Origin of the sequence: Sodalis sp. RH22, from assembly GCF_047324165.1 — a bacterium.
In the GTDB taxonomy this organism is placed as follows: Bacteria; Pseudomonadota; Gammaproteobacteria; order Enterobacterales; family Enterobacteriaceae; genus Acerihabitans.
The window spans coordinates 4,532,962-4,557,939 of the sequence record NZ_CP178731.1 but is presented as its reverse complement, the minus strand read 5'-3'; the positions used below and the strand labels follow the sequence as shown (position 1 = coordinate 4,557,939).

The 24,978-nt window shown below is 56.5% G+C and carries 23 protein-coding genes; 9 read left to right on the top strand and 14 right to left on the bottom strand.

Annotation, left to right across the window (positions count from 1 at the left end; genetic code table 11):
* Window positions 1-102 precede the first annotated feature (102 nt).
* The 3 genes from ptsN (at window position 103) to npr (ending at window position 1,817) form a co-directional block, all read left to right on the top strand.
* Window positions 103-582, top strand: coding sequence for a PTS IIA-like nitrogen regulatory protein PtsN (gene ptsN, locus ACL2XN_RS20695; RefSeq protein WP_410013353.1), 480 nt, complete (start codon window positions 103-105; stop codon window positions 580-582).
* 111 nt (window positions 583-693) lie between these two features.
* Window positions 694-1,548 carry an RNase adapter RapZ gene (gene rapZ, locus ACL2XN_RS20690; protein ID WP_410013352.1) on the top strand — a complete coding sequence of 285 codons (855 nt, stop codon included), beginning with the start codon at window positions 694-696 and terminating at the stop codon, window positions 1,546-1,548.
* Window positions 1,545-1,817: a PTS phosphocarrier protein NPr gene (gene npr, locus ACL2XN_RS20685; protein ID WP_410013351.1), complete on the top strand. Its 273-nt coding sequence runs from the start codon at window positions 1,545-1,547 to the stop codon at window positions 1,815-1,817. The genes rapZ and npr overlap by 4 nt, the downstream gene beginning before the upstream one ends.
* Here the strand turns inward: npr and ACL2XN_RS20680 are convergent, their stop codons facing one another.
* The 9 genes from ACL2XN_RS20680 to ACL2XN_RS20640 all read right to left on the bottom strand — a co-directional run bounded on the left by ACL2XN_RS20680 (window position 1,818) and on the right by ACL2XN_RS20640 (window position 9,220).
* Window positions 1,818-3,731 (bottom strand): BglG family transcription antiterminator, encoded by a 1,914-nt coding sequence (locus ACL2XN_RS20680; protein ID WP_413731008.1) that lies wholly within the window; start codon window positions 3,729-3,731, stop codon window positions 1,818-1,820.
* Between the two features lie 6 nt (window positions 3,732-3,737).
* A complete protein-coding gene (dagF, locus tag ACL2XN_RS20675) occupies window positions 3,738-4,478 on the bottom strand; it encodes a 2-dehydro-3-deoxy-phosphogluconate aldolase (RefSeq protein ID WP_410013350.1) in 741 nt (246 codons plus the stop codon).
* Entirely contained in the window at window positions 4,475-5,593 is a 1,119-nt protein-coding gene (locus tag ACL2XN_RS20670; RefSeq protein WP_413729361.1) for a DgaE family pyridoxal phosphate-dependent ammonia lyase, read from the bottom strand. Before ACL2XN_RS20670 ends, dagF begins: the two co-directional genes overlap by 4 nt.
* Window positions 5,577-6,719 (bottom strand): amidohydrolase/deacetylase family metallohydrolase, encoded by a 1,143-nt coding sequence (locus tag ACL2XN_RS20665; protein ID WP_413721529.1) that lies wholly within the window; start codon window positions 6,717-6,719, stop codon window positions 5,577-5,579. The genes ACL2XN_RS20670 and ACL2XN_RS20665 overlap by 17 nt, the downstream gene beginning before the upstream one ends.
* 86 nt (window positions 6,720-6,805) lie before the next feature.
* A complete protein-coding gene (locus ACL2XN_RS20660; protein ID WP_410013347.1) occupies window positions 6,806-7,453 on the bottom strand; it encodes a DUF4310 family protein in 648 nt (215 codons plus the stop codon).
* A gap of 20 nt (window positions 7,454-7,473) precedes the next feature.
* On the bottom strand, window positions 7,474-8,250 hold the full coding sequence (locus tag ACL2XN_RS20655) for a DUF4311 domain-containing protein (protein WP_410013346.1): 777 nt from the start codon (window positions 8,248-8,250) through the stop codon (window positions 7,474-7,476).
* Between the two features lie 31 nt (window positions 8,251-8,281).
* Window positions 8,282-8,578 (bottom strand): DUF4312 family protein, encoded by a 297-nt coding sequence (locus tag ACL2XN_RS20650; protein ID WP_410013345.1) that lies wholly within the window; start codon window positions 8,576-8,578, stop codon window positions 8,282-8,284.
* Window positions 8,578-8,943 carry a glycine-rich SFCGS family protein gene (locus ACL2XN_RS20645; RefSeq protein WP_410013344.1) on the bottom strand — a complete coding sequence of 122 codons (366 nt, stop codon included), beginning with the start codon at window positions 8,941-8,943 and terminating at the stop codon, window positions 8,578-8,580. The genes ACL2XN_RS20650 and ACL2XN_RS20645 overlap by 1 nt, the downstream gene beginning before the upstream one ends.
* Before the next feature lie 19 nt (window positions 8,944-8,962).
* Window positions 8,963-9,220, bottom strand: coding sequence for a glycine dehydrogenase (locus ACL2XN_RS20640; protein ID WP_413731007.1), 258 nt, complete (start codon window positions 9,218-9,220; stop codon window positions 8,963-8,965).
* A gap of 758 nt (window positions 9,221-9,978) precedes the next feature.
* On the opposite strand from ACL2XN_RS20640, the gene ACL2XN_RS20635 reads away from it, so the two are divergent.
* Entirely contained in the window at window positions 9,979-14,076 is a 4,098-nt protein-coding gene (locus tag ACL2XN_RS20635; RefSeq protein ID WP_413729360.1) for a dermonecrotic toxin domain-containing protein, read from the top strand.
* 48 nt (window positions 14,077-14,124) lie between these two features.
* On the opposite strand, the gene cybC is transcribed toward ACL2XN_RS20635, so the two are convergent.
* From cybC to ACL2XN_RS20620, 3 genes are all read right to left on the bottom strand, one after another.
* On the bottom strand, window positions 14,125-14,514 hold the full coding sequence (cybC, locus tag ACL2XN_RS20630) for a cytochrome b562 (protein WP_413729359.1): 390 nt from the start codon (window positions 14,512-14,514) through the stop codon (window positions 14,125-14,127).
* 15 nt (window positions 14,515-14,529) lie between these two features.
* Window positions 14,530-15,870 (bottom strand): metalloprotease PmbA, encoded by a 1,341-nt coding sequence (gene pmbA / locus ACL2XN_RS20625; protein ID WP_410013340.1) that lies wholly within the window; start codon window positions 15,868-15,870, stop codon window positions 14,530-14,532.
* A gap of 202 nt (window positions 15,871-16,072) precedes the next feature.
* Window positions 16,073-17,227 carry a Gfo/Idh/MocA family protein gene (locus ACL2XN_RS20620; RefSeq protein WP_410013339.1) on the bottom strand — a complete coding sequence of 385 codons (1,155 nt, stop codon included), beginning with the start codon at window positions 17,225-17,227 and terminating at the stop codon, window positions 16,073-16,075.
* Between the two features lie 273 nt (window positions 17,228-17,500).
* Between ACL2XN_RS20620 and ACL2XN_RS20615 the strand changes: the two genes are divergently transcribed.
* On the top strand, window positions 17,501-18,415 hold the full coding sequence (locus ACL2XN_RS20615) for a BadF/BadG/BcrA/BcrD ATPase family protein (protein ID WP_413729358.1): 915 nt from the start codon (window positions 17,501-17,503) through the stop codon (window positions 18,413-18,415).
* Window positions 18,416-18,427: 12 nt separating this feature from the next.
* Window positions 18,428-19,546 carry an ROK family protein gene (locus ACL2XN_RS20610; RefSeq protein WP_413721534.1) on the top strand — a complete coding sequence of 373 codons (1,119 nt, stop codon included), beginning with the start codon at window positions 18,428-18,430 and terminating at the stop codon, window positions 19,544-19,546.
* A 5-nt stretch (window positions 19,547-19,551) separates the two neighbouring features.
* On the opposite strand, the gene ACL2XN_RS20605 is transcribed toward ACL2XN_RS20610, so the two are convergent.
* Window positions 19,552-20,637, bottom strand: coding sequence for an ABC transporter ATP-binding protein (locus ACL2XN_RS20605; protein WP_413721535.1), 1,086 nt, complete (start codon window positions 20,635-20,637; stop codon window positions 19,552-19,554).
* Between the two features lie 12 nt (window positions 20,638-20,649).
* Entirely contained in the window at window positions 20,650-21,252 is a 603-nt protein-coding gene (locus tag ACL2XN_RS20600; protein WP_413729356.1) for a GNAT family N-acetyltransferase, read from the bottom strand.
* Window positions 21,253-21,808: 556 nt separating this feature from the next.
* Between ACL2XN_RS20600 and ACL2XN_RS20595 the strand changes: the two genes are divergently transcribed.
* The 3 genes from ACL2XN_RS20595 (at window position 21,809) to ACL2XN_RS20585 (ending at window position 24,930) form a co-directional block, all read left to right on the top strand.
* Window positions 21,809-23,164, top strand: coding sequence for an extracellular solute-binding protein (locus tag ACL2XN_RS20595; RefSeq protein ID WP_410013334.1), 1,356 nt, complete (start codon window positions 21,809-21,811; stop codon window positions 23,162-23,164).
* 81 nt (window positions 23,165-23,245) lie between these two features.
* On the top strand, window positions 23,246-24,115 hold the full coding sequence (locus ACL2XN_RS20590) for a carbohydrate ABC transporter permease (protein WP_413721538.1): 870 nt from the start codon (window positions 23,246-23,248) through the stop codon (window positions 24,113-24,115).
* Window positions 24,115-24,930, top strand: coding sequence for a carbohydrate ABC transporter permease (locus ACL2XN_RS20585; RefSeq protein WP_410013332.1), 816 nt, complete (start codon window positions 24,115-24,117; stop codon window positions 24,928-24,930). Before ACL2XN_RS20590 ends, ACL2XN_RS20585 begins: the two co-directional genes overlap by 1 nt.
* Window positions 24,931-24,978: the final 48 nt, after the last annotated feature.

Sequence of the window (24,978 nt, the reverse complement as noted above, 5' to 3'; positions counted from 1 at the left end):
ACTGTAGCCATTATCGCTACCTAACCTCACATCGGCTCGTTATCCGTACGATAACGGGCCGATGAGTCTTAAAGGTGAAACAAGCGCCTTAAGTGAAATGAAATGACTAACGATACAGCTTTGCAAATAAACACGGTGTTAAGCCTTGAGTGCACCCGCGGCTCCATCCACTGCCAGAGCAAAAAGCGCGCGCTGGAAATTATCAGCGAGCTGGCGGCCAAGCAGCTCAACCTGGCGCCGCAGGTGGTGTTCGAGGCCGTATTGACCCGTGAACGCATGGGCAGTACCGGTATCGGCAACGGTATCGCCATCCCGCACGGCAAGCTGGAAGAAGACACCCTGCGCGCGGTCGGTGTGTTTATCCGCCTGGAGCAGCCCATTGCCTTTGATGCGATAGATAACCAACCGGTGGATTTGCTGTTTGCGCTATTGGTGCCGGCCGAGCAGTGTAAAACCCATTTGCACACCCTGGCCCTGGTGGCCAAGCGCCTGGCCGATAAAACGGTCTGCCGTCGCCTGCGCGCCGCGCAAAGCGATGAAGAGCTGTATGCCATAATGACGGAAACGGAAGCCGGGTCTTAACGCGCCGGGTCGGATTGCCTGCCCGGCGCTGTACCGACCAGCGGGGAGTCATTGGCGCGATTACGGCAAGCGTGACCAATGGGTCAATAAAAATACCAGAGGGGAGTCGTCATGGTGCTGATGATTGTCAGCGGTCGATCCGGTTCAGGGAAATCAGTCGCGCTGCGCGCGCTGGAAGATATGGGGTTTTATTGCGTCGATAACCTGCCGGTGGTGCTGCTGCCGCAATTGGCCAATACGCTGGCCGATCGGAATATCTCCGCCGCGGTGAGCATTGATGTGCGCAATATGCCCGAGACGCCGGAGATTTTCGAGCACGCCATGGACAACCTGCCGCAAAGCTTTTCGCCGCAGCTGTTGTTCCTCGACGCCGATCGCAGCACCCTCATCAGGCGGTATAGCGATACCCGGCGCCTGCATCCGTTATCCAGCAAGAACCTGTCGCTGGAAAGCGCCATTGATGAAGAGAATGAACTGCTGGAACCGCTGCGCTCCCGCGCGGATCTGATTATCGATACCACGGAAATGTCGGTGCATGAGCTGGCGGAAATGCTGCGTGCCCGGCTGCTGGGCAAACGCGAGCGCGAGCTGACCATCGTGTTCGAGTCTTTCGGCTATAAGCACGGCCTGCCCATCGACGCCGATTATGTTTTCGACGTGCGTTTCCTGCCCAACCCGCACTGGGATCCCAAACTGCGGCCGATGACCGGGCTGGATAAGCCGGTGGCGGCCTTTCTCGACCGCCATACCGAAGTGCATAATTTTATCTATCAAACCCGCAGTTACCTGGAGTTATGGTTGCCGATGCTGGAAACCAATAACCGCAGCTACCTGACCGTGGCCATTGGCTGCACCGGCGGCAAACACCGCTCGGTCTACGTGGCCGAGCAGCTAGCGGACTATTTCCGTTCACGCGGTAAAAACGTCCAGTCCCGGCACCGCACCCTGGAAAAGCGCAAACCATGACGGTTAAACAAACGGTGGAAATCAAGAACCGCCTGGGCATGCACGCCCGGCCGGCAATGAAGCTATTCGATCTGGTGCAAAGCTTTGACGCGGAGGTGTTGCTGCGCAACGATAGCGGCACCGAAGCGGAAGCCAGCAGCGTTATCGCCCTGCTGATGCTGGACTCGGCCAAAGGCCGGGTGATCGAGGTGGAGGCCACCGGCCCGGATGAGATACAGGCGCTGGCGGCGGTGATCGAGCTGTTTAACGCCGGTTTCGACGAAGACTGATCATGCGCGGCTCAGGCTATCGATGGCCACCGCCTTGAAGCCGGCGAAATCGAGGCTGTCGCGCAGCCTGGGCATGGAGCGCTCGCGCACGAAGGTCACGAACAGCTCATAGATCGCCATCGCCTCTTCATAATCGGTCTTATTGATCGCCAGCAGGAAAATCACGTAGGCGGTTTCATTATCGCCCCAGGCTATGCCCTGCGGCGCCAGAATGGTGTAAATCACCGTCTGCCTGGCCAGCAGCCCCAGGGAATGCGGCAGCGCAATGCCGTCGCCCAACAGGGTACTGACGATAGCCTCGCGCTCCACCACCGAGGGATAGAAATCCTTATCCACAACCCCTTCCCGCTTCAGCTGGCCGCATACCTGCTTAAACAGCGCCTGCTGGGTCAGCGGCCGGTCGACAATCATAAAATGCTGTTCAGAAAAGAACTTTTCCAGCATATAAGGGCGGGTGCGATCCACCAGCACCAGTTTGCCCAGCTGTTCGAGCTGATAGTCGCTGGGGAACGGCGCCAGCACCATCACCGGTTTGTTTTTTTCACCGATCCTGACGGTGGAAATGACAAAATCCTCCTCCAGCGCCGGCAGCTTGTCATATTCCCGTAATGAAATCACCTGCGTCACGGCAATCTGCGGATATTTGCGCTTGAGCATCGCCTGGATCATGCGCACCGTCGAGTTGCCGCTGTCGCAGACCAGCAGCGCCTGCGGATGGCGCTGGTAGCCGATATTGTAGTGCCGTTCCAGGCCGACGCCGATATGCAGGACCAGATAGCCTATCTCGTTTTCACTGATGACATACGGGGTATATTTGCCCCAGCTGGTTACCGCCGCCAGCGTCACGTCATAGGCCATGGGATAGTGCTGCTTGATGTTGGCCAGCAGCGGATTGGGAATGGTGATTTGATAGCGCACCCGGGTGATCATGGTCTTGATATGGGTCAGCAGGTCGGCGCGCAGCTGGCTGTCGTTTTGCAGGTTATAGTTATAGTGGCTGTTGATATAGCTGAGGATATAGTCCACCAGCGTTTCGTCGTCGTCGGCGTTAATGGACGAGGGATTGATGTCCTGTATCCGCCGCGCGGCAATATGGATGCGCAGGTAATTTTCCTCCGCCGCCGAAAAGCCCTTGCCGGTTAACGGTTCGATCAGGCGCACCAGCTGCGCGGACGCCGTTTTAATCCCCTCGTCCACCTCCTCCATCGGGAAATCCGGCAGGGGGTAGCCTTGCCGGATGCGTTTGACCGCCACCGCGCTGTACAGGGCCAGATATTGTTCGCCCTCATCGGTAAGCTTGATGCCGCTGGCCACCAGGCTTTGGTGCCAGGCCGGCTTCAGCCGCGGCAGAATATCGAACGGCAGCTCGCCGCTGGCCAGCAGATAGCTGTCATGCTCGTCCAGCGACAGGGAATACATCAGATCGGTCAGGCACACCCGGATGGACGCTTCCTTGCCGAACAGCTTCATGCCGTGGCGGGGTTTGGTCTCGATGGTCAGATCGTAGCGCGACAGCCGTTCGCGCACTTCGCCCATATCGCTTTGCAGCGTGCCGCGGCTGACATACCATTCGTCGGCCACATCCTCCATCTTAAAGGCATAGGCCGAGCTTAAAAAGCGTACCATCAGCGCCGGGATACGCTCGGCGCTGGAATGAGGCGTGCGATTTTGGCGCGGCGTCTGCCGGGAGAGCGAGGCAAAAAGCGGCTCGTCGTCGATTTTCAACTGATAGCCGCTGCCGCGGTTGAGAACAAACTGCGCGCCATGGCCGGACAGGATGGCGTTCAGCGCCTGGATATCGGCCCGCACGGTGCGGGTCGATACCGAAAAACGTCTGGCCAGCTCTTCCTGCGGCAGCGATTCCGCCTGTAATGCGTCGAACATATTGGCCAGTCGCTGGTTAGGAAATCTCACCATGGCTTATGCAACCTGCTTTTTTACCAGCGCCAGCAATGTCGCCACGTCCTGGGGGCGGGTATTGCCGGTCTCTTTGTCGATAATCGAGCTGTAGATATGCGGAATGATGCGTTTGACCCCGGCGTCCAGCGCGATCTGCAGGATCGGGGCGAAGTTGTCCAGATCGATGCCGCCGGTCGGTTCCAGATAAAAATCATGACGCGCGCAGGCCAGCGCCACCGCCCGGTATTCATCCAGGTGATCCAGCCCGCCCATGGGGAAAAACTTAATGGAGCTGCCGCCCATGTCCTTTAGCAGGGCGATGGCCGTTTCAACGGGAACGATGCCGTCGGGCGACCTGGCGCTGAGCGGACCGGTGGAGATTTTCACCAGCCCCGGCCGGCCGGTGGGCGACACCAGGCCATTGACCAGGGTATCGGTCTGGCCGAGCAGCGCGCGGCTGGCGCCGACGCCGGTAAACACCTGGTTGACGTGCTGCGGCTGCAGGACGCCGGCAATGGCGGCGACCATCGCCGACTGGTTCGGATCGCCCGCTCCCAGGCCAACCGACAGCGCGTTGTCAATCAGGGCGGCGTAGGCGCGCATATCCTCGACGGCCGACGGCACGTCGGGATAGTTTTTCGAGAGGACGCCAACCAGCACATGGCCTTCCGCCGCCTCGTAGATGGCGCGCGCGTTTTCTTTGGAGCCGGCCAGAACGTTCAGGCAAACCCGGTCGCGGTAATAATTGGGGGTTAATTTCATGAACGGGATCCTTTTCCTATTTCACTGATGCGTGAACAAATGATATCAAGCTGGGCCGGGGTCACGCTGCGCACATCCACCTCGATAATGCCCGCGTTAGCCTTATACCCGCGAAAATAAATCGCCGGATTGCCCATTTTCAACGCCGAGACGATATCCGCCGTGGCGATGCCCAATACCGTCTCGTCAAAATGGATTTCGGCGCGGGCGATGTCGCGCCCCGCCCCATCCCACACCACCCGCGCGCTGATGCCGGCCAGGGTATTCAGCCGATCGATAAACGGCGTCATTTTGGCCACCATCTCGCCGCCCGACTCTTTTTCACGCGCCAGATAGCTTTCGATGGCCTGGGTCAGGCCCAGTATGCCTTCCTTGCCGATTTTCATTGCCCGGCCGATGCCGCCGCCCTGCCGCTTGACCCACTCCACCGCCTGCGTTTTCCCAATAACCAGCCCGCTGGTCGGTCCCTCGAGCGCTTTGGCGCCGCTGTAGATCACCAGGTCGGCGCCCTGGCGGTAATATACCGCCAGATCTTCCTCGGCGGCGGCGTCGACAATCAGCGGCAGATGGCGGCTATGGGCGATTTCCGCGGCCTGCGCCACGGACAATATGCTCTTTTGCACACAATGGTGCGATTTAATATACAACACCGCCGCCGTTTGCGGACCGATGGCCGCCGCCAGTTGCTCCGGGGAGCACTCGTTGGCATAACCGGCCTCCACCACCTTACCGCCGCCCAGCGCCACCATGGTGCCCACCGGCGCGCCAAAATTCACGTTATGCCCCTTGGGCAGCACTATTTCATGAGGCACGGCCAGCGGTGCGGCATGCAGGTTCACCAGCAGGTTCAGGTCGTCCTTAACGATAAACGCCGCCACCGACTGGGCGATGCCCGCCGAGGCGCAGGAGACGATAACCGCGCTCTCAACGCCCAGCAAACCGGCCAGGTAGGCGCCGGTCTTATCCACCAGATCCTTCATTTCAAAATAATGGTTCAGGCCCAGATTGACCGCGTCGACCACATCCTGCCGGGGTGTGGACACGCCCAGCAGGGTCATGCGGCCCGAGGCGTTGATCACTTCTTTCAGCTGATATTTTTCATAAATCGAAGACATGGGAGGTTTTTCCTTCGTCCGTTAACAAACAAACGCCCGCCACCACCGCCGCCAGCGGGATCAACTGCTGCTCCCCGGCGACGGAGTGTCCCTCGGCGTCGGTGAACACGCAGGGGGCGGTGCGAACGTCAAACAGGGTTATATCCGCATCGCAGCCGGGTACAAGCCGTCCTTTTTTGGTCAGGCGCAGCGCATCGGCCGCATGCAGGGTTACACAGTCAATCACCTGGGCGAGCGTCATGCCGAGGGTGAAAAATTTAGCCATCACCGCCGCCAGGCTATGTACAGGCCCGTCAATACGGTTGCGGCAGTAGATGTCGGAGCTGATGGTATAGGGATAGATACCCTGGGCTATCGCCAGGCGGGCCACCTCGAAGCTGAAGCTGGCGGTGCCATGGCCGACATCCAGGCGCACGCCGCGTTGCAGCGCCTTGCGCACCGAGGCGCGCAGTTCGCCCGCGGGCGTCAGGATGCGGTTGGGCTTGCCGTTATAACAATGGGTGACAATATCCCCGGCGCCGAGCAGATCGACGATGCGCCCGAGATCCGGCGGATTATTGCCGATATGCACCATTAACGGCAGGTTGCCGTTTTCCCGCTGGATTTCCTTGGCGCGCTGCAGGGGCTTGACGCCGTTGGCGCCCACCACGCTGCTGCTGATCCTGGCCTTGATACCGATAATAAAACCGCGATGACGGGCAATCGCCTCACCGGCCAGCGCTTTGTCGATGCGCGTCATATCCGCCAGTTCATCCTGGGTGACGATGCCGGTGCGCGCGATATTCAGCAGGGCATACACCCGGGTTTTGGCCGCCCGGGTCAATTGATAAAAATCGTCCACCGCGTCGGCGCCGGTGCTGCCGGCGTCGACCACCGTGGTCACGCCGCAGGCGATACCCACCTTATCCGGCTCGTCATGGTATATCGGCGAGGCGGGATAGCAATGGACATGGGAATCAATCCAGCCGGCGCTGGCATAATAGCGCCCGCCCAGGTTAATCTCGCGCCGGGCGGAAGTCGGCACGGCGCCCACGGCGGCGATGCGCCCGTCCAGCACGGCGATATCGGCAAGGGTGCCGTCCGGCTGCCTGGCCTGCCGGATAATCAGATCATATAAGGGTGCCAAGGGTCCTCCTTATGTTATCCGCCCGCCGCCCCGTGGCGCGGCCGGATAATCAACACAGTGATGGCGTCCCGGCGGCGGGCGTTAGGTTACGCAATAGCCACCGGGAAAAACGCGCCCAGCAGCATCGCGCCGAGGATGGCGCCGCCGGTAATGGGTTTATTCCACAGATAAAACAGCAATGCCCCGGCCAGGGATCCCAGGCCGATGGGGATCGACGCGGTAATGGCCGACAGGATAATCAGCGGCCCGAGAAAACGGCCCGATGCGTTGCCCGCGCCCATCATGACATCCGCCCCGTAGGTGGCGTTGCTTTGGTTAATGGTGAATCTGCGCGCCAGGATAATCAGGCCGCCGATGGCCAGGCCCAGCACCATGCCGGTCGCCAGCGAGGCAAGGAAATTCTCCAGGGGAAATTTGATGCCCGCGCCCAGCAGCAGCGCCGGCACGCCCAGGCCGACCCCGGTCTGCAGCGCGCCGCCGATATCCAGGATCCCCACCAGGGATCCTTCGATAATGCGCGCAAACAGGAAACTGGCGCCGAAAGCGGCCACCGCGCCGTAAACGCCGGTATCGATACCAGTGCGCAGCATGGCGACAAAGGCGACTTCGTTAAAGGCGCCGATGCCGTACAGATAGTACATATGGGTCCCGGCAAAAATCCCGGCTGAAAGCAGTCCGACAAAAATCGGGAACGACCAGTCGGCATACCAAAAACCGCGTTTTGTTTCTTCCATTTTCTTAACCCCTGTAAAATTTATTTACCGCTTAAGGCGTTATGGATGCCGTTCAGCCAACCGGGCACGCCCAGGCTAAAGGACTGCAGCATTTTCATATCAAAACCACGGAAGAAACCGCTGAGGACAAACAGGGCGATAATCGCCGCCATCATGATGCCGGTGATTTTATTCCAGCCGCCCTCTTCCACGCCCTTGCCGATCAGGATGCCCAGCACCAGGCCCGGCACGGCGTTGCCCATGATAAGCTGCGCCAGGCCGCCGAAAATGGTGGCCCAGAAACCGGAGCGTTTGCCGGCGTCGATTGCCGCCAGCCAGAAGATCACCGGCATGACGGTATTCACCAGGATATTGGCGGCAGGCACCAGGACCTTCACGGCGGTCACCTGGAGCGCGGCGGGCACGGCGGAAGCGGTGGAGTTAAGAAACGCCACCACCAGCATGCCGATGATGCCGCAGGCAAACGCCATGCGTTTTGGATCGTGCATGGTTTCACTGAGCTGGCGGTTTTTAATCATCAGCGCCGCAGCCCCCCAGTGGGGAATGATGCGATGGTCGACATCCTGGGTAAACGAACCGGCGGCCACCGACGATGCCCAGGCGTTAAAGAAGAAACCCAGGCCGAAGGAAAAATGCGACGCGGGATCGCCCTCGCAGGAATTGAGTTCACCCAGGGTACGAAAGGCCCCCATGCCCTGAACGGTCGGCGCATGGAACATGCGCGCCGCCCCGGCCCCCACCCCGACGCCGACCAGCCCGCCGATAATAAGTGACTTTATTAAAATGATAAGAAACATCGGATTATCCTTTGATGATTTATCCGCATCGTTAACTGCGGGTAAAAGGGACTTTTTCGGTATCGATCATGATGATGCCGACCGTAATATCCAATATGACGCTGTAGCTTTTCTTTTCACGCGGCAAAAAGAAAAAAAGGAATTTTTCAGTAATACGCTTCTCTTCCGCCTGGATAATTTTGACTTCCTGCGGTTCAATGCGCAGCAAAACACAGCCGGTGGATTTCATCACCGCTGGCTGCACCTGACTTAACGCGGCGGCAAAAGCGGCCGCTTTGGTTTCACCTTTTCCCGCCACCTGTACGGTTAAAACAGACTGCTCTTTCATCAGGCATTGCCATATTTTTTAAGCCAGGTTTCTACTAATTTTTGCCCCAATTCTTCTTTATCCATAAAACCAAAACCCAATACTTTATTGCCTTCCTGGATAGCCGTTACGCCTTCTTCAATCGAGCGCATGCCGTGTTTGGCTTTATAACCGTATTTATTCTGCGCGGTGATGGCGCCGGCGCCGCCGCTGCCGCAAAAGGAAATGCCGAAGTCGGCCTGCTCGCTGTTCATCACATCGCCCAGCTTCATATCCGCCGCCATGCCGGGCACGACTATTGCCTTGCCGCCCGCCGCTTCGATGCCCTTGGCCACTTTCTGCCCCTTACCCAGCCGATCGCCTATCACTACCGTTACCTGTGCCATTTGGTTCTCCCACACGTTATTAAGCGTTATTGTCTTTGGCCACTTCAAAATGAACCGATAATAAATACGCTTCTTCAATCGGTAAATTATCCAGCAAATTCACCACCGCCTCCGCCATCGCCATCGAATCCGCGGAAATTTCGTCAAATAACTCTTTATCCACTTCCGGTAACGGCTCGCCGGTTAAAGAACGCATCACCATGGCGCGCACATGGGAGTGCAGCATTTGATCCTGCACGTGATTGATCCGGATATTGCGCTCCGTCAGCATCTGCATGATTTCCAGCAGAACCTTTTCGGTCAATGCGGCGGCCAATGCATCACGTTCCGTTTCTCCGCCCGCTGATACGGCTTTATCGACCACTCTGTGCTCCTACGGCATCCATAATAAAAATATTCAGCGCGGTAAAGCAGTCTTGCTTTTGCCGCCTTTAATGATGATTTACCCTAGCCGGTGCGGCGGCAGGTTTGTAGCCGTTATATTTCCACTTTGAAGTGGAAATAAATCACGGCCAAGCGATCTCATTCGCATAATGGCTACAAACCGCATCATTTCACTGTATATATGGGATATCAGAGTCCAATTGCCCGGCGACGGGCATGGAAGGACGGATATTACGTCGTTATAGACCTATAAGAATAACCTATCTTGAATTTGGCCCTGGCGATAACGCCCGGCAACCCCAGACCATATACCGCGCAGGCTGGCGCCCACCGTCTGTCTTTATGCGCTGGAAAAAGCCTTAATCCGGCGGCCGTCGGGATAAGGATAAACAATGACGATGGACCATGCGCACCCTGCCACCTGATGTGCCGGCCCCGGCCTCAGTCAGTTCACCGGCTGGGAAGCGTAAACCCGGTACGGTTAAACCTTATCAGCCGCAAAGACTAATTAACCCGCCATTATGGCGATAGTGGCCGCCTACCTGTTTATCATGGCGGCATCCACCCCCAGGTCATGTTTCATCCCTCATATGGCTCAGCTGAAAGAGATGGTTTAGCGCCGAGCAACAGATTATATATAGAGAGAAATTAATGTACATTAACCATGAAGTTATTAAACATAACCATATTGATACAAATAATTCGGAAGATGTTTTTTATGATTGCGAGCCTTACACCTTATGGCCCGGCCATAATGATGATGAACATGCCGCCGTTGATGACATAATCAATCAACCCCAAACAGCCTTAGCGGAAGATTTAAAAATAGCGTTGACGAACCTGCTTAAAATAGCGGTTTCTCATGAGGCCAGTCGATTCAGCATGAATATGGGATTGGATATTCCACAGGCGGTATTCAATACCGCCTGGTGCCTCTATAATGCCATAACAGCCAGACAAAGTATCAGTACAGTCCTGGAAGCCGGGCTGCCGTTGTGCATAAATGCTATTTTATCCCAGTCACAATTTTTAGTTTCTGTATCCGTTTATGTAAGGGATTATATTGAAGAACAGCTCGGGCCCTCGCTGACCGGCGCATTAGATATCGGTGCGGATAATATCCTCACGCATAACAGCTATCTTTTTTTTGGCGCCCTGGCGCTGGCCAGTAAGTACTATTGCGATGGGGGGAATGAACGACAGCCGCAGCGGCGTTGTCTGAACCTGCCGGTAGCCATCGCGCGCCTGTTTAATAAGGCTTGCCAGTACTGGCAGGGATTATGCGTGGCGTCCGGGGTTCATCAACGGCAACCGACGGATGAAGGTGGCAGGATGTTATTAAACCCAACGGAAAAAACACAACAGGCGTTGGGGCGCAACCTGGCCCGGCAATGGGCCAGGCAAAGCCATTGCAGCCAGCTGCGCGCGGAGCGGGCGGCCGAGCAGTTTTATGGCATCAGCGCCAAGACCGGTAGCGCGGCGTCGCGGGCGCGTGTCGAGATCAACGCGCAGCCAAGGCCGCGCATTCCCCCCGTTCGGTGCCCACGATTAAGCGTGGCGCGGGATACCGGCGAGGTAACGGACTGTTTGCCGGGGACGCGCGCACCTCATCTGCTCACGATAACACCGTCGTTCAGCCGCGGGCTGGCCGGATTTTCACTGCCCCGCCTCTCTCTGCTGCCGATGACGGCGGCGGCCCCCATACTGGACGCGACACCCGCAAAGCAGATTATTACCGCCCTGGCGCCGGAGCGCGATACCCCCGCGCACAAAAGCGATATCCTGATTAACCGCCATCTGCAGCAGGCATTTCCCACCATCACCCGCATAGTCACGGCTTGGTTAAATCAAGAGATCAAAACCAGGTATCTACTTGATATTAAGACGGAAGAATGTTGGGTTCTGTATTTTGACCGTCCTTATCCCGACCGGGAGCCCACTTACGGCCGCAGCCAAATTGCGGTAATCACACAATCGATGCCGTTAACCGAATATGTTATCAACAATTTCTTTAGTAAAGAATGCCAAGATTTGAATTCCGTCGATAAATATCAGGGGATATATTTTACGGAACGGCCGGAACCGATGCTTCGCCATCATTCACAGGCGGCGATCAAACCTTCACAAATTATCGAGCTGTTGAATAATATGGATATTGCTTCCCGGTATTTAACGGCACTGGACGTCTATTGGCGTGAGAATAAACCTTACCATGTCATTGCCAATATCATTAATATATTGACCCATCTTAGCATCGAGCAGACATCATTGGCTGATAGCGTTGTAGCTATCATCCTGCATGCGCTGGGTTTGGAGAAAAATGATCAACTGCGGGTGAGGGTGAAGCTATTTGATATAAACGGTTATCCGGCCACGGATATGGTGGTGTTCAGCATGACCGGTGAAAATATGCTCATTCTTTACCAACCGCGCGGCGTCAGGCATTTTTGGGTGTTCAATGGCATCAACGATTTGAGAAACTGGGTAATAGAACAATGCCGGAACGAAACGCAGCGCATTGACATCGCCAGCCATTTCACGTTGCAGGATAGAGTGGATGGCATGTCGCTATTCGGTTTTTACTCTTGGGGCGTCGACCGTTGGCTGGCCCATGCCGGCGCATACCCTGACCGTATCATGACGCTGAATGAATCGCTGAGCGAACCTTGCCATCTGGCGCTGGGCAACCGGCAGCAGGCGCGCTCCTTAAGCGACGCCGCAAAACTTGGCTACGCGAGCCACCAGGGCCTGTGGACCCTGGCCGCAACGGCGCTGGATATTAGCGCAAACCTGTTTGCCATGCCCCTGGTCCCCTTCGTCCCCCTGGCAGCGCAGACCAATAAAACGGACGGCGTCGCAAAAAACTTCCTGCGCATGGCCCAGTATGCCGGCGATCAGGGCGATACCGTGAAACGAGCGTTATCCATACTCACATCGGTCCTGAGCGAAATAATGCCATACGATGAAAAAGGCGCAATTCAGCCGGCATTAAGCCTGAACTTTACACTGGCTGAATATTTTCATATCGTCCATACGGATATCGCCCTGTGGAAAACCATGCCTGAGGCCACCTCCGGCGAGAAACGCCTGGTGAAAAGGCTGAGCGTTTACCCGCTAGGGTACCGGCGGGTATTGCAGACCCACCAGCATGGAACCACGGATAACCATTTCACCTTAAGCCTGATGACCAAGGACGGTCTGCGCAGGGACGACATTATCGCCATCCGAATGTATAAAGCGGCGTTACCAATACGCTTTAATAATAGGTTACAATTATTCGAAGTTTACGATATTGATCATATCAGCAAGGCGGGTTATCCGGTCTATATGTTCGTCACCAATAATATAACGCATTGGCAATTCGGCCGCGTGACGGACACCCGTAGTAACGTGGTGGGGGAAAGTGAAGTCATTATGGCTGATTACGCTTTTGTCTCGGTGCGTTTGTTTGACTTGATTATGGAAAATATTGATAACCTCTGCGCAAAGGTGAAATCACTGACCCCCATTAATAGCCAAGGTCTGGCACAGGACGCGCTTGGGCACAGCTATTTAAAAGTGGGCATACATTATATAAAAATTGAAATAGACGCCGAAAGAAATCATTATTATTTAGGCGATCGTGACGCCTGTTATCTATTGATTATCTATGATGGCAAATTAAAAAAATTCACCCTTTACTTAACGCCCGAGCAGAAGTTGTCGGCGCTCTACAACCAGCTGGCGGCGCATGAAAATGACCAATTCAAAAGCACCAATATATCTTTAAGTTACCGTAGCGGCTACCGGGGTGCTAACGAACAAGAATACTTTAGCGCCATGGTGGCTGACAACATCATCCTTGATGCCGGCGTTAAGGAGATTATTTGTTATGGTCTGTTACCACATGAAATAGTGACACACCCTGAAGCAACAGTTTTGGCTTCCCGGCTAAAAAATGTCATGAGCGCATGCCGTCATATCATCATGGACATGATGAACACTTCGGAGTGCGTACGGCAAGCGTTTTTGATGGATACTATATATACGTTGATAAGAGTCAAAAATCCCGATAAGGATATATTCCGCGCAAAAAACATCATACGATTTAACGAATTATTGGAAAAAATGCTCGATATTATTGAGCAGCATATTGCCGATAAATTCAGTCGGATCTGGTTAGCGCGCTTTCATCAATCCGAGACCATAGTCATGACCGTCCATGGCGATCCGCTTAAACGATTATGGGTCAGCGCGGGAGATGGAGATAATGAGAGCGCGAGTCCATCGCAATGGTATCGCGCCCGCTTTTGCCGTTACGGTTGCAGCGAGCTGCCCCCAGCGCAGAATATCGCCATTCTCGACCGGGTAAACCTTATTAACGGCACCCACGCCGGGAGAAATTATGCGGCCCAGTATCAACATGAAAATTTTAAGTCCATTATCAACCGCTTATGGGCAGGCGAGATGACGGAGGGCGAGGTCAATTTCCTGATCAGTCTGCCGGAGGTCACCGCGGTCAAAAATTATTTGCTCATGACCGATAGAGAACTTGCCCGAAAGCTGTTTCGCAAGAAGGCCACGGTCCGGATGGCCATGATTTTCCGCAATGCCGACCTCTTCTGCGAACTGCTGGCGCATCTGCATCGGGGCATGAACAATGGTCATCCGCAGATTCGCCATCATCAGGATCCGTGGCTGATGTCCCTGCTTTTCGCCGTGGCATTTCATGCGACCGGTCCAGCAACATCCGCGCCGGCGCGGGTATAAAAAAACCGGCCTGCCGGGACCGGTTTATTGCCTGGCGCAGCCTTCATCCTAGCGGAATTTTGCGTGGTTTTCGTTGCGGGTTTGCTGAAATTGCTTTGCCATTGCCTGGGCCTGTTTAAGATCGCCTTTATCAGCCAACGCCTGGGCCTGCTCGATTTGACCGATCAGAGTACTCATACCCTGGCGGAAATCCTTCATCTGCGGGCTATCCGCCGGTTGCCCCTTGAGCTTGGGCGGCGTGCCGTTACGGGCATCCAGCGCCGCTTCATGCATATTGGCCAGTGCCGGTTTAAGCGTATCGAGATTATCGCTTTTGACCACTTTACTATAGTTGGCGTTAAGGATATCCATATCCTCGCCCAGATCGCGCGCCTGCGTCGCCAGGGGAGCGGCGATAAACAGGGCTGCCGACAACATTGCTATTGCTTTGAATCTCATTATTATAAATTCCCGTTAAATACCTGCGATTTTCATCTGCGGTAATAACACCGATCCGCATTGGATATTGCTGCGGGTTTCGATATCGTCGCCGACCGAAACAATATTACGCCACATATCCTTCAGGTTGCCGGCAATAGTGATCTCGCTGACCGGATACTGAATTTCACCGTGTTCCACCCAGAAACCCGCAGCCCCGCGTGAATAATCCCCGGTGATGGCACTCACACCTTGCCCCATCAGTTCGGTGACTACCAGTCCCCTGTCCATTTTTTTGATCAATGCCGCAAAATCAAGGCCCTGGCCCGCGATGCGCCAGTTATGAATGCCGCCTGCATGGCCGGTGCTTTTCAGCCCCAGCTTACGCGCCGAGTAGCTGCTTAACAGCCAGGTCTGGAGTACGCCGTCTTTGATGATGGCCCGATCCTGGGTACGCACGCCTTCGCTGTCAAAGGGTGACGATGCCAAGCCCTTAAGCAAGTGCGGATGCTCTTCTATGGACAGCCAGTCCGGCAAAATCGCCTTGCCCAGGTAATCAAGCAGGAATGTGGATTTGCGATACACGCTGCCGCCGCTGATAGCGCCGACCAGATGGCCGAACAAACCGGTTGCCGCTTCGGCGGCGAACAGCACCGGCGCCTGCTGGGTGGCAATCTTGCGCGGGTTCAGGTGCGCCAGCGTGCGCCTTGCGCACTCCTCGCCAACCCATTCCGGCGTGCGCAGGTCGTCAAATGCCCTGCCGATGGTGTAGGCGTAGTTACGTTCCATATTACCGCCGCTTTCGGCGATAACGCTGCTGGAGAGGGAATGGCGGCTGCTGTTGTAGCTTGCCAGCATGCCATGGCTGTTGCCGTAGACCTTGGTACTGTAATGGCTGTTGAAACTACCGCCTTCGGTATTGGTGATGCGCTTATCGGCGTTGAGCGCCGCCTGTTCGGCACGGGCGGCCAGATCGGCTCCGCGCTCCGCGTCCAGCTCCGCCGGATGGAACAGGTCCAGTTCCGGCGCGTCGAAAGCCAGCAGTTCTTTATCCGCCAGGCCGGCGAACGGGTCGGGTGAGGTATAACGGGCGATATCCAGCGCGGCGCCCACGGTACGGGCAATCGCGTCCGGACTGAGATCGGTCGACGAGGCGCTGCCTTTGCGCTGCTGGTAAAAAACGGTGATGCCCAACGCGCCGTCGCTGTTGAATTCAACGTTTTCCACTTCGCCATAACGGGTGCTGACGCCGATACCGGTGGTTTTGGTCACCGCTACTTCCGCCGCGTCGGAGCCGGCGCCGGCCAGTTCCAATGCCTGGGCTACCGCGTTTTCCAATAACTTACGCTGTTCTGCAACTTGAGTGACTAATTTCATTGGGCCGCCATAATTGTGAGGGTTATACGCCGCAGGATGATGTATCAATTCTATCAGTCCACAGGCTGTTTCGCACGGTATCAGGGTGGGATGGTGAAAAGGCTGGGCGGCAGGCGACAAAAATCAATGAACGGCACAGGCGCGCCGCCGTCCCCCGCGCTGGGAATATAACGGCTGCGCGCCAGGGATAGCGCCGGCGGGGTCAGGCACCGCGTCCAAGCTTGCGGTCAAAGCGCCGCCAGCATTCCGTCAGGTCGATAAGGCATTTCTTTTTACGCGCTTCGTCTATTTTAATCGCGGTCAGGCCGGCCTCCATGGCATCGATAATAGAGACCTTTAACGGTTCGCCGTGCAGCAAATGGTCGACCACGCCCTGCGCCATTTGCGTATCCGCGCCGTAATGACCGGCGTCGCCGTAGCCTTCATAGGTTTTATCCTCCAGCTTGTCGCCGCTGCGGGCATCATGGACGCGAAAATAGTTGCGGACAAAATCCCCTTCCGCCATGCCGTCGCTGCCGATAACGCAAAAACGGCGAAAATAATCCGGCACATTCAGATTGGCATGGAAAGAAAGCGTTGCTCCGGTGGCGTATTCAACGATAGCGGTCTGGTAGTCGATAATATCCGCATCGCTGGTAAACACGTTATCGGTGCTATGCCAGCCGCTGGGCTTGCGGTGATACACGTCAGACGCAGCGGTCACCGGCCCGTGCGGTTCATGCGCCGCGGTAAAGGATTTGCGCCCGCCAAAGCTCGCCACGCTGGTGGCGCGCGCGCCGACCAGCCCCTGGTACAGGTCCAGGTCGTGGCAGCATTTTTCCAGCATATACGCCCCGGCGAAGCGTTCGAAGCGCCGCCAGTCGCGCATGAAAAAAGCGCCATGCCAGGGCGGAATATGCTCACAGGCCTCGATGGAGGTGATTTCGCCCAATTGGTTTTGCGCCTGGGCGCGGAGTAAATCCACATACAGCGGCGAATAACGCAGCACCAGGCCCACAATGATGCGATCGCTGCCGTACTGCCGCACCAGCTCCGCCAGCGCCATGGTCTGCTCTTCGTTTATCACCACCGGTTTTTCGGTAAAGACGATAAGCCCGGCTTCCAGCCCGGCGCGGATATGCTCCAGATGCAGGTAATTCGGCGAACCCACCATCAGTAGGTCAAAGCCGCCCGCAGCCAGCAGTTCGCCAAGCGTGCCGAATCCCCGTCCGGCATCGATGCCGAATTGCGTGAGCGTCTCCAGCCCGGCCGGCGCCGGGTCGGCGTATCCGGTTATGGTAAAATCCGCATCGGCTTGTTTAAATTCCCTGGCCACGTTCGCCATGCGAAAACCCAGTCCGACAATGCCTGCTTTCATGTTGGTTGCCCCTGCCGCCCATGATGAACCCACGTTTCTGAACCTTGAACTTATTACGATTACAAAAGTAATGTCAATTATTAACCAATACGTAAAAATGATGACACTGGATATTACATTGAAATTTAATAATTTATTAAAATAAAAGAATGTGATATTTTTTTCATTATTGCGATTTATGTTTTTTTACCCTATCTTTTCCGCTCGACACGTCAGTTCCACAGCGTCCCTGGCGGCAATTCATGTCATCAAGAGCCAAAAGGAGGGGGAACGTTGCAAGCAAATTTTTATGTGGGCGTAGATGGCGGCGGCACGGCGTGCCGCGTGCGCCTGATCGATAGTCAGGGCCGCCTGCTGGCGGAGTGCCGGGGCGGGGCGGCCAATATTTTCAGCGCTCCGGCGCAAGCCCTGGCCACGTCGCTGGCGCTGGTGGCCGAGGCCTTTCGCCTTGCCGGCCTGCCGTTGGCGGAACAGGCCGGCGCGCGGGCGGGGTTCGGTTTTGCCGGCGCCAATGTGCAGCGCGTCAGGGAACTGGCGGAAAGCTGGCCAATGCCGTTCGCGGCCCGGCATATTGCCTCCGACGTGGAAATCGCCTGTCTTGGCGCTCATCAGGGCCGCCCCGGCGCGGTGCTGATTACCGGCACCGGCAGCCAGGCCACGTCGTATGACGGCAGCCGGTTCCATTCTATCGGCGGCTGGGGCTTTAGCCTGGGAGACCAGGGCTCGGGCGCCATCCTGGGACGTCACGCGCTGCGCCGCACATTGCAGGCCCATGAGGGCATCCTGCCGGCGTCCGCATTAACGCAGGCCCTGATGGCGGATTTCGATCATTCGCCCGAGGTCATGTTGCACTGGGCCCAGTCCGCCGGCCCCCATGACTGGGCGGCGTTTGCCCCGCGCATCTTTGATTCCGCCCGGTGCGGCGATCCGAACGGCGTTCATTTGGTGCGCCAACTGGCACTGGAGATCGATCTGATGCTAGCCTGTCTGGTGGACGCCGGCTCGCCGCGGATTGCCCTGATGGGCGGTATTTCACAGCCGGTATTGCCCTGGTTGCACCCCCGCTGGCGCCAGCATATTGTCGCACCCTGCGCGGACGCCCTGGACGGCGCGCTGCGCCTGGCCGGCGGCGCCGGACCTTACGTCCAGGCCCGGCCGGCGCACCCGTTATCGTCGTCACAAGGATAAAACAGCCCAGCTATGAGCGCGCCGACCGTATCGCCACGCATTTTACGCCTGATCGTCGAACACTCGCCTATCAGTCAATCCGACCTGAAGGTTCGCAGCGGCCTGAGCATGTCCACGGTTTCACAGGCGACCAATCGGTTATTATCGAAAGGGATTATCCATGAACTCGGACTGCGCCGGGAATCCATGGGGCGGCCCAAGATCTTGCTGGGTATCGATCCCGCCTATGCCTCGGTGGTGGGCGTACAGCTCAACGCCGAGCGCAATGTGATCGTCATGACTGATTTAGTCGGCAAGCTGATCGGCGAACAGCAGATGCCGACCGGCGCGCTAACGCCGAAACAGCTCGGCGACGCGCTGGCGAAATTCCTTAAATCGGTGGAAACCAGCAAAGTGGGCGCGATCGGCCTGGCCATCTCCGGGATAGTGGATCCCCTCAGCGGGGTGTGCATTCGTTCCAAGGTACTGGACTGGAACCATGTCCCCATCGCCGGCCTGTTATCCGAGCGTTTCGCCATACCGGTCTATATCGAAAATGACGCCAACGCCATGGCGCTGGCTTCCCTGGTGTTTGGTCAGCTGGGCGACGCGCAATCGGCCATCATCGCCACTTATGGTAAAGGGATCGGTGCCGGCATTATTCTCGAACGCCAGCTTTATCGCGGCCGGCACGGCAACGCCGGTGAAATTGGCAACGCGCTGGTCGGCGACGGGTCGGCGGCGCTTCTTGAGGAAGTGGCATCCTCCAGAGCGATATTAAACAGTATCGCCGCCACGTTGCCGGAAAATGGCCCGCCGCGCAGCCTGCAGGAGGTGGACGGCTGGCCGTCGCACCAGGTGGTGGATATCCTCACCGCCGCCGGACGGCACATCGGCATTTCGCTGGCCAACCTGTCGATCGCGTTCGATCCGGACGTGGTGTACCTGGCGATGGAGCCGCAGATGGCCTCGCGCATCCTGCTTGATCAAATCATGACGCATTTTCAGCAATACCGGCTCAAACTCACGCCGCAGGTGATCCCGCTGCGCTACCTGACGGACTCCAGCCGCATGTGGGCGCTGGGGGCGGCGGGATTTGCGGTCAACGGGCTGATCGATGCGATAGCCTCGTCCGCGGACGAGGATGCCTAGCCTGTTTAGCGGATCCGCTCACCGGATTCGCTGAACAGAAGACATTTTGCCGCATCGATGCCCAGGGTCAGTGTTTCCCCGTTGCTAATAGCGGTCAGCGCCCGCTGTTCAATCACCAACGCCTCGTCCCGCCCGGTATGCAAATACAGGTAATTGGTATGGCCCAGCCGCTCGGCAAAATCCAGCACGCCGCTAAACCGCACCTCCGCCCCTTCAGCGGCCAGGAAATGCTCCGGCCTGATGCCCAAGGTAACCGGACGATCCCGGGCCAGCGCGCCGCTCACCCGTACCACCAGGTGATCCAACCCTAGCTCGGGGACCGCCAGGCGCGCCCAGCCCGGTTCACTGCCCACCACCGTGGCCGGTAGAAAATTGATTTTCGGCGAGCCGATAAATCCGGCGACAAAGATATTATCCGGATCATGATACAACTCGAGGGGCGCGCCCACCTGTTCAATGCGGCCCTGGCGCAGCACGACGATACGATCGGCCAGCGTCATCGCTTCCAGCTGATCGTGCGTAACATAAATCATTGTATTGCCCAGCTTTTCATGCAGGCGGGCAATTTCGATACGCATTTTCAGGCGCAGCTCGGCGTCAAGGTTCGATAGCGGCTCGTCAAACAGGAAGATGCGCGGCTTACGGATAATCGCCCGGCCGATGGCCACCCGCTGGCGCTGGCCGCCGGACAGGGCGCGGGGTAAACGATCGAGGAACTCGGTAAGATGCAGCACCGCGGCGGTGCTGTTCACCTGCTGTTCAATATCCCGTTTACTGTATTTTGCCACCTCCAGCGGATAGCGCAGGTTACCGCGAACCGTCATATTGGGATACAACGCATAAGACTGGAATACCATGGCGATGCCGCGATCGGTCGGCGCGCTGTGGGTAATATCCTGGCCATCGACGCTCAGGGTTCCGCCTGATATTTCCTCCAGACCGGCAATCATCCGCAGCAGGGTCGATTTACCGCAGCCGGAGGGACCGACAAATACCACAAATTCGCCGCTGTGGATCTGCAGATCGATGCCGTGGATAACATTGATTTTGTCATAGGATTTTTTTATCCCCCGAAGCTCTACGTTGGCCATCTATGTCCCCGTTTACAGTATTTGTCCCATATAGATGGCCTGGCTCCGGTGCAACAACCGGAACCCGAGCCGTTCATAAAACGCGCAGACGGGTTCATTCTTCAGGCTCACGCCGAGGTGAACGCCTGTGACGCCGGCGCGCCGCAGCGCCTCCAGCTCCGTTTCAATCATCCGCCGTCCCTGGCCGCCGCCCTGGGCCTGCGGCAGGATATTAATATGCAGGTGCGCCGGATACTGCTCGAGCAGGCCGGCTTCCTTGCTCTGCGGCTGGCGAATAAAATCCAGCACGCCTTCATCGAGCGGCAACAGCGCCCGGCGATCGGCCAGTTTTTCCCTAAGCCCCGGCCACCAGTCGCGCTGCAGCCGCTGCTCGAACGCCGCGGTATCGCGCGCGGCGACGACATACCCGAGGGTACGGCCGTTTTCCTCCAGAACAAACGCCAGTTCCGGCTCAAAAATGGCGTACGGCATCACAAAACGCAGCCCGGGATAAGCCGGATCGCTGTAAAGCGCACTGGCGTCCGTGCCGGCATTCGCGGTTTTCAGGCAGATCTCAGACAGCGCGGCGCGATCGCGCTCCGCGGCCTGCCTGATCAAGAATGGGGAAGAGGACATAACAACCGGTCTCCGTTGCGTTCCCAGGAATAAGGATTAATACACTAAGGAAAACATACTTAGTTCGCAAGTTATAATAATTATATTATATGGTTCAAAAAAATGACGGCAATCGCAACATCAACGCCACCAGACATAAAAGTGATGACCGCTTGCTGGGATAATATCTTTAATGATGCATAATCATCAGTTTAGGCTTTTACCGCAGAAAATACCGCGCCATCAGGACGCTAAACTATAAGATAAAATGATAGAACGATAAATAACTTAATGAAATACAAAACAAAAAAATGAGCCCTTTACTTTTCGGTATAGAGATCCGTTATGCTGTCTCCTGATTGTTTTATCTCTCGATTGTCCTTGAATTCATTCTTTAGCCAGTTCTTTTATCCTGTATCCGCGCCGGACCGGCGATAAACAAAAGAATATTGACTTTATTTTTACCATAAAGTAAGTATTAAAGGAGAACCTGTCAGCCGTTTTCCGCCGGTGAATCCATGTCGTTTTCTCTCCGGCGCAATGGGCTTATTATCCTGTGATGGAGGTCAAAACCACCATGTCCTATTTAGTCACTACTTACCGCCGGTCTTCTTACCGCGCAGACGGACTTTTCCTCCATCGCATCAAGCTGGCGCTGGCGGGAAGCCTGCTCGGTCTCTGCGCGCTCAGCGGCGCGCAGGCGCAAACCCTCACCACCTGGGATGTATGGAACTACCCCGCCCAGGATGCGTTGATGAAGCAGACCGTTACGCAGTTTGAGCAGCAAAATCCCGGTCTGAAGCTCGATCGTTCCGTCCATGCCTCCGCCGATACGCGCATCCCGCTGAAGCTGTCGCTGACCTCCGGCGAAGGCCCGCAGGTGGCGCAGGTTAATCAGGGTGGCGGCGATATGGGCGCGTTGGTACATGAAAAACTGCTCTATTCCTTGGATGATTACGCCAAAACCTATCATTGGGAGCAGCGGTTCCCCGCCTCCATTCTAAAACGCAACCGGTGGTCGGATCATAATGACTTCGGCGAAGGGCATCTGTATGGGGTGGCCAGCCTCGGGGAAATGGTCGGCTTGTATTACAACAAGAAATTGCTTGATCAGGCGGGCGTCGCGGTGCCGAAAAATATGGACGAGTTTGAGGCGGCCCTGCCAAAACTGCAGCAGCAAGGCATCGCGCCCATGATGATGGGATTGCTTGACAGCAACGGCGGGCCCCATTTGCTGATGATGCTCTGGCAGGATCAAATCGACAGCAAGGATCGAAAACCCCTTGACGATCTGATCTATGGCAAAGGCGGCACGTTCCATGATGCGAAACTGTTAAAGGCCGCCACGTTAATGAAAACCTGGGCGGACAAGGGGTATTTCTTCCCCGGCTACCAGGGCATCGGCAACGATGACGCCGCCACGCTGTTCCAGAACGGCCAGGCGGCCTTTTTTATCAGCGGCACTTGGTACATGGGGCAGCTCCAGGAAAACAAAGATATCCACTTCGCCGACCTGCCGCCGTTTCCCGGCGTGACATCACCGCTGATGGTGGGCGGCACCGATTTGCCATTCTCTATTACCGCCACCGCCAAGACCCAGCAGCAGCGTGATATCGCGGCCAAATTCATCAATTACCTGGTCTCCGACCACATGGCCGAGGCCTGGCTGAAGGCGGGTTTCCTGCCGGCCAGCGCCGATAAAAACGCCAAAATTCCGGCTGATAACCCGTTATTGGCCGAGATCTACCGAGTCTGGATCAAGGTCAGCGACTATGACGGCCTGGGCCATTATATCGACTGGGCCACCCCCACCATGATCAACGCGCTGCAAGAGCATGTGCAACTGTTGCTGGCGGGCAAGGAGAGCCCGCAGCAGTTAACCGACAAACTCGATGAGAACTATCAGCAATACATCAAGACGCTAACGCATTAACCCCAGGACGCCGCTCCGGTGCGCGGGCATAACGCGGGCCGGGACGGCGGCTCCTTTTATTTCGCATCAAGAGGCGTATCAATGCTTAATAAGTCCAGTTTGCAAAATATGCTGTACATTTTGCCCTCGCTGCTTATCTACTCGGTGTTTTTATTGATACCCCTGCTGATCACCTTTTGGGCCAGCCTGACCGAATGGGACGGCACCTCATGGCCGGTCTTCATCGGCCTTGGCAACTATATCCGCATGCTGCTCGACCCCGTGTTCTGGATCTCCATCGGCAATAACGCCCTGCTGCTGCTGTTTTACACTTTATTTCCGATTATCATCGGCCTGGCATTATGCAGTTTCCTAAGCGACGCCCGTCCCGCCGAGCGCGGTTTGCTGCGCATCCTGTTTTTCCTGCCGTATATCATGCCGATGGCGGTGCTCGGCGTCGTTTGGCGCTGGCTGTATAACCCGGCGTTCGGCCCGATCGATCAGCTGTTGCGCGCCATCGGGCTGCCGCACCTGGCCCGCGCCTGGCTGGGCGATTTCGACTGGGCGCTGGCGGCGGTGGGCATGGTGGCCACCTGGTATTTCTTTGGTTTCTGCCTGGTGCTGTTTATGGCGGGCATCCAGCGCATGGACCCGTCGTTGCTGGAAGCCGCCGAGCTGGAAGGATCGTCCCATCGGCAAAAATTCATGCGCATCACCCTGCCGTCATTACTGCCGGAAATTCGCGTCGCGCTGCTGCTGACGGTGATTGCCGGCATCAAGGCCTTCGATCTGGTGTACGTAATGACGCGTGGCGGTCCCGGCACCTCTACCCTGGTGACCAATATTTATATGTTCCAGCAGGGGTTTGATTTACGCCATTTCGGTTATGCCTCGGCGGTGGCGATTGTCGGTATGGGACTGGTTTTTATTATCAACGGATTGATTCACTTTGCTATTCGGGAGCGACGCTAATGCGCGGTATTCCATTGTATACGCGGGGCTTGTTGTGGCTGTTTGCCCTCATTACCATCCTGCCGTTCGCCCTGGCGTTGTTAACCTCGTTCAAAACACAAACGGAACTGTTCCAGGGGGTATTTACCCTGCCCTCCGGCCTCAGTTTTGCCAACTACATTTCCGCCTGGCGCGACGGTCATTTCCAGATTTATTTTACCAATTCCGTGCTGGTGGTATTCCCGGTGATTATCATCAGCCTGCTGGCGGGTATTCCCTCCGGTTTCGCTTTCGCATTTTTGCGGCTGCCGGCGAAAAAATTTATCGCATTCCTGCTGGCCATCGGCATGGTGCTGCCGTCGGAAGCCTATATTATCCCGCTGTATCATGAGATCCACTGGATCGGGCTGAATAATAATTATCTGGCGTTAATACTGCCGCAGGTGGCGATGTCGATTCCTTTTACCACCCTGATGGTGGCCAGCGCCTTTTCACAGGTGCCGAAAGAGTTACTGGAAGCGGCGGTAATGGACGGGGCGAGCCGCTGGAAAATCTTGTGCGGCCTGCTGGTCCCGGCCATTGTGCCCACCTTGTCCACCCTGGCCCTGCTGCTGTTTATCTGGACCTGGAACGAGTTCCTCATTCCCCTGATCCTGGTGAATAAAGAAGAGCTGCGCACCTTGCCTATCGGCATGATGTTTTTCCAGAATCGCAATACCATCAATATTCCGGTGCTGATGGCGGGCGCCACCATCGCCATATTGCCCCTGGTGGCGGTATTTTTACTGTTTCAACGCAGATTTATTCATGGCATCACCGAAGGTGCGGTAAAATAAGGGCGTGGATCCTCACGCGCAACCTGTTAGGATTAGCCTCTTTTTGAG

Coding starts and splice junctions, on each gene's coding strand:
- ptsN (WP_410013353.1), top strand. CDS start 103: ATGACTAACGATACAGCTTTGCAAATAAACACGGTGTTAAGCCTTGAG.
- rapZ (WP_410013352.1), top strand. CDS start 694: ATGGTGCTGATGATTGTCAGCGGTCGATCCGGTTCAGGGAAATCAGTC.
- npr (WP_410013351.1), top strand. CDS start 1,545: ATGACGGTTAAACAAACGGTGGAAATCAAGAACCGCCTGGGCATGCAC.
- dagF (WP_410013350.1), bottom strand. CDS start 4,478: ATGAAATTAACCCCCAATTATTACCGCGACCGGGTTTGCCTGAACGTT.
- ACL2XN_RS20670 (WP_413729361.1), bottom strand. CDS start 5,593: ATGTCTTCGATTTATGAAAAATATCAGCTGAAAGAAGTGATCAACGCC.
- ACL2XN_RS20660 (WP_410013347.1), bottom strand. CDS start 7,453: ATGGAAGAAACAAAACGCGGTTTTTGGTATGCCGACTGGTCGTTCCCG.
- ACL2XN_RS20655 (WP_410013346.1), bottom strand. CDS start 8,250: ATGTTTCTTATCATTTTAATAAAGTCACTTATTATCGGCGGGCTGGTC.
- ACL2XN_RS20650 (WP_410013345.1), bottom strand. CDS start 8,578: ATGAAAGAGCAGTCTGTTTTAACCGTACAGGTGGCGGGAAAAGGTGAA.
- ACL2XN_RS20645 (WP_410013344.1), bottom strand. CDS start 8,943: ATGGCACAGGTAACGGTAGTGATAGGCGATCGGCTGGGTAAGGGGCAG.
- ACL2XN_RS20640 (WP_413731007.1), bottom strand. CDS start 9,220: ATGCAGATGCTGACGGAGCGCAATATCCGGATCAATCACGTGCAGGAT.
- ACL2XN_RS20635 (WP_413729360.1), top strand. CDS start 9,979: ATGTACATTAACCATGAAGTTATTAAACATAACCATATTGATACAAAT.
- cybC (WP_413729359.1), bottom strand. CDS start 14,514: ATGAGATTCAAAGCAATAGCAATGTTGTCGGCAGCCCTGTTTATCGCC.
- pmbA (WP_410013340.1), bottom strand. CDS start 15,870: ATGAAATTAGTCACTCAAGTTGCAGAACAGCGTAAGTTATTGGAAAAC.
- ACL2XN_RS20620 (WP_410013339.1), bottom strand. CDS start 17,227: ATGAAAGCAGGCATTGTCGGACTGGGTTTTCGCATGGCGAACGTGGCC.
- ACL2XN_RS20610 (WP_413721534.1), top strand. CDS start 18,428: ATGAGCGCGCCGACCGTATCGCCACGCATTTTACGCCTGATCGTCGAA.
- ACL2XN_RS20605 (WP_413721535.1), bottom strand. CDS start 20,637: ATGGCCAACGTAGAGCTTCGGGGGATAAAAAAATCCTATGACAAAATC.
- ACL2XN_RS20600 (WP_413729356.1), bottom strand. CDS start 21,252: ATGTCCTCTTCCCCATTCTTGATCAGGCAGGCCGCGGAGCGCGATCGC.
- ACL2XN_RS20595 (WP_410013334.1), top strand. CDS start 21,809: ATGTCCTATTTAGTCACTACTTACCGCCGGTCTTCTTACCGCGCAGAC.
- ACL2XN_RS20590 (WP_413721538.1), top strand. CDS start 23,246: ATGCTTAATAAGTCCAGTTTGCAAAATATGCTGTACATTTTGCCCTCG.
- ACL2XN_RS20585 (WP_410013332.1), top strand. CDS start 24,115: ATGCGCGGTATTCCATTGTATACGCGGGGCTTGTTGTGGCTGTTTGCC.